The organism is Gordonibacter sp. (assembly GCF_036667095.1).
Classification (GTDB): Bacteria; Actinomycetota; Coriobacteriia; order Coriobacteriales; family Eggerthellaceae; genus Gordonibacter.
Map to the genome: position 1 here is coordinate 1 of NZ_JAVWUP010000250.1, position 3,105 is coordinate 3,105.

4 protein-coding genes are annotated in these 3,105 nt (G+C 54.2%); 1 reads left to right on the plus strand and 3 read right to left on the minus strand.

The genetic code is table 11. The annotated features are described in order from the left end of the window. Nucleotides 1-94 precede the first annotated feature (94 nt). Genes RR842_RS13215 through RR842_RS13225 form a run of 3 tightly spaced genes read right to left on the minus strand, consistent with a single transcriptional unit; the run spans nucleotide 95 to nucleotide 2,092 of the window. On the minus strand, nucleotides 95-1,144 hold the full coding sequence (locus RR842_RS13215; RefSeq protein ID WP_332730060.1) for a DUF4097 family beta strand repeat-containing protein: 1,050 nt from the start codon (nucleotides 1,142-1,144) through the stop codon (nucleotides 95-97). Continuing rightward, nucleotides 1,137-1,781 (minus strand): DUF1700 domain-containing protein, encoded by a 645-nt coding sequence (locus RR842_RS13220; protein ID WP_332725725.1) that lies wholly within the window; start codon nucleotides 1,779-1,781, stop codon nucleotides 1,137-1,139. Before RR842_RS13220 ends, RR842_RS13215 begins: the two co-directional genes overlap by 8 nt. Continuing rightward, on the minus strand, nucleotides 1,778-2,092 hold the full coding sequence (locus tag RR842_RS13225; RefSeq protein WP_332521861.1) for a PadR family transcriptional regulator: 315 nt from the start codon (nucleotides 2,090-2,092) through the stop codon (nucleotides 1,778-1,780). The genes RR842_RS13220 and RR842_RS13225 overlap by 4 nt, the downstream gene beginning before the upstream one ends. A 252-nt stretch (nucleotides 2,093-2,344) precedes the next feature. Between RR842_RS13225 and RR842_RS13230 the strand changes: the two genes are divergently transcribed. Further along, entirely contained in the window at nucleotides 2,345-2,914 is a 570-nt protein-coding gene (locus RR842_RS13230; protein ID WP_332730061.1) for a hypothetical protein, read from the plus strand. Nucleotides 2,915-3,105: the final 191 nt, after the last annotated feature.

Consider the following 3,105-nt stretch of genomic DNA (forward strand, 5'->3'; position numbering starts at 1 on the left):
TCATCGACACCGATCAAAAGAAAAAGTTCTTCTACGCGCTCGTCGATGACACCTTCGAAGCATAGAGCGAGCGGGCATTACAGAGAAGGGGCACTTACGACTGTGCCGCTGCGGTGGGTGGTGGTGCAGGTGCCGCAGGCGCGTTCGGCGCTGCCGGGGTCTCGGGGGATCCGGGGGTGCTCATGTTGGGTGCCCCCGGGGAGTCGTTAAACATGATGTTGGCGTACCCGCTGATTATTCGTATGCTCAGATGACGACTTCCGTTTGCGGACCCCTGGGGTGCGCTCAGGTGCCCCGAAGTGATTGAAGACTCGATGGTGTAGTCTGTGGCAGAGCCTGCGAGCGAAGCATTGACCTTGCCGCTGGTGACGTCGAATCGGACGTCGGTTGCGTCGACCGAGATTGCATCGATGGAGCCGCTGGTCGCCCGCATGGCCACGCGCGGTGCGCTCAGGGTGCTTACCTGGTGGTTGCCGCTGCCGGTCTCGAGCTTGATGGATTGCGTCGCCGCAGCCGTTGCAAGGTTGATGCCTCCGCTAGAGGCAAACATTTTCACGTTGTTGGCCTGTATGTCGGAGACATCCATTTTCCCGCTGGTCGCACAAAGCGACATTTCGGCGGCAGCAACACGTGTTACGGTTGTGTGGCCGCTGGACATGTTGACGCTCAGGGACGAGAGGCCTTCGAGCCTCGATACGTCCACGCTGCCGCTGCCGGATTCGACGGTGATTGAGCCGGTGTAGCTGGCCGGTACCTTCACGACGGTCGAGCGGTCTTGAAAATCAAGGTCTATCTTCATGAGTTGGATGACTTGTTTGTAGTAGCCTTTAACAGTAAGCATGCCACCCTTGTCGCTCACCTCGACGCCTTGGGCTGAATTCAACCAAGAAACTACCTCGAAGGAATCATTCTCACTGGGCTCGATGCGCACGCCGTACCCACCCCCGCCGATGTCTACCACAAGCGACGTGTGGGGCGCTTGTGACTCGGGGGTGAGCGTGTTGGTAGTCTGCTCCCAATCGTTCACGGTCGAGAGGTTGACCGGGTTGAAGCCTGCCGCCGCGTAGGATTCCAGGGCGATGACGGTTCCGACGATCACCAGCGCGGTTGCGATAATCAGCGCTACTTTGCGTGCTTTAGGCATGGTTCTGTGCTCCTTTTGCAAAGAGGGGTTCCTCGGGCGGCGTGCCGCCGTTGCGCTTCCTCACGAACAGTCCTTTAATCCATCGGGCGAACGAGTGAGTCAGCTGCACCAGGCTTTTGCTTACCACGGTCATGCCCAGCCACGCGAACAGCCCGATGCCTGCTACGGCAAGTCCGCAACCGAGCATCCAGACGCCCGAGAGGGGAAATCCTGTTGCCGCGAAGTAGACCAGACCCACTATGCTAAGAGGCAAGAAAAGCATCAGGCAGATAACCGTTACCCACAGCAAAGCGATGACGACCCAGATGCTTACGTACACTGCCAGGGCGGCAAGGGTCAGCGCGAGGGCCAGGGGCACCCAGACGGGAGAGAACACAGCTAGCAGCACTATATTCAGGGTGCGGCTGCCAGTGTTCGCCTTCGCGATGGCTTTGGGGATAGCTGGCGTCTCGGCTATGATCTGGGCTGCGATGCCCGGTATCGGGCCGAGTGCCGCGACGGCCTCCAGTTCGCCCATACCGTCTTCCATGCGGTCGTCGATCATCTCGGCGTAGAAGGTGAGGGACTGCTCTACTTCGTAGGAGGGCAGCTTGCCGAGCGCGCGGCGAAGCTCGGTTAAGAACTCGATTTTGTTCATGAGGTGGCACCTCGTTTCACGTATTCGTAAATGGCAATGATGTCGTTCTGCTCGCGCAAAAACTCGTTGATATGGTGAATTCCTGCGTCGGTAATGTGGTAGTACTTTCTCAGCCGTCCGTTATGCTCCACGGAGTATACGGTCAGAAACCCTGCTGCCTCCAAACGCTTGAGCAGGGGGTAGAGCGTCGACTCGGTGAGCTGCAGAATCCTCGGAACTTGCTTGACGATCTGGTAACCGTAGGAATCCTGCCTGCTGATCGAGGCGAGCACGCATACTTCAAGAAACCCGCGTTTCATTTGAGCATTCATGCTGATACCTCCTTTCGTCTTATACTATACGATGCATAGTATAAGAGGTCAACAAATATTTGGGAGGACAGGGGGCACTCCCCGCAAGTGGCGAAAGGATAGTCTTTTGCGTTGCTTGCTGGTATAGACGTGGGTGGTTTCCGCTGCCGCTTTGGTAGGTGAGGGAACGCATCGAAAAGGAGTACGAGCGGCATTTGGATGGTTGGGCTAGTACAATGGGGTGTGTTGTTCCTAGAAGAGAAGAGGCAGTGCATGGATGCGAAAGTATTTTTTGAGGCATTCCTACAAGAATTAGATAAGCAAAAAGATGCTTGCATACGTGATTATAACGACGGTAGAGCCTTTACAAAAGCTATCATTTTACTAGTTAAAGACGTATTAAAGCCCAAAGGTAGTGAAGGAATTGGACTAAGCTGCGAGTACTACAGAATCGATGTTACCTCGTGGAAAGATCGAGCAGCAGAGATCAGGCACGATGCTCCTAAAAACTTTACTCCTTATTTTTGGGATTTGGAGGTTGCTGTCGAACACGAAAACTATGACAGGCACTGGATGGATGAAGTAATTAAGCTTGCCCACATCAATTGTCCCCTGCGGGTTGTTATCGGATATTTACCCGTGGGCACCAATCATAGCAACTATATTGCCTACGTGTCCGCTGCCTTAAAAATGCTGCGCTGCAAGCAAGTTTCCGACAATGAATTCCTGCTTCTTATTGGCAACTCGAAGGTCAAGAGCGGGGAAGAGTGTTTCAACTATCAACCGTATCTTTTCGATGGTAATGCATTCGAGCTGCAAGCAAGCTGGCTTCAAAAAGAATAATCCCATTGCACAAATCACCTCACGCACCCTTGATGCTCGTGGGAGGGTGGCGTAGTGTGTTTTCGTAGCGTATGTCTTTGCTGTTGGTGCGGGTACAATGCTTCAAAAGGGGGAATGACCAATGGTCGAGTCATCACTTGATTCCGCAACCCATGCGAAACCAATGTTGTCCATAGATGAGCAGATAGCGC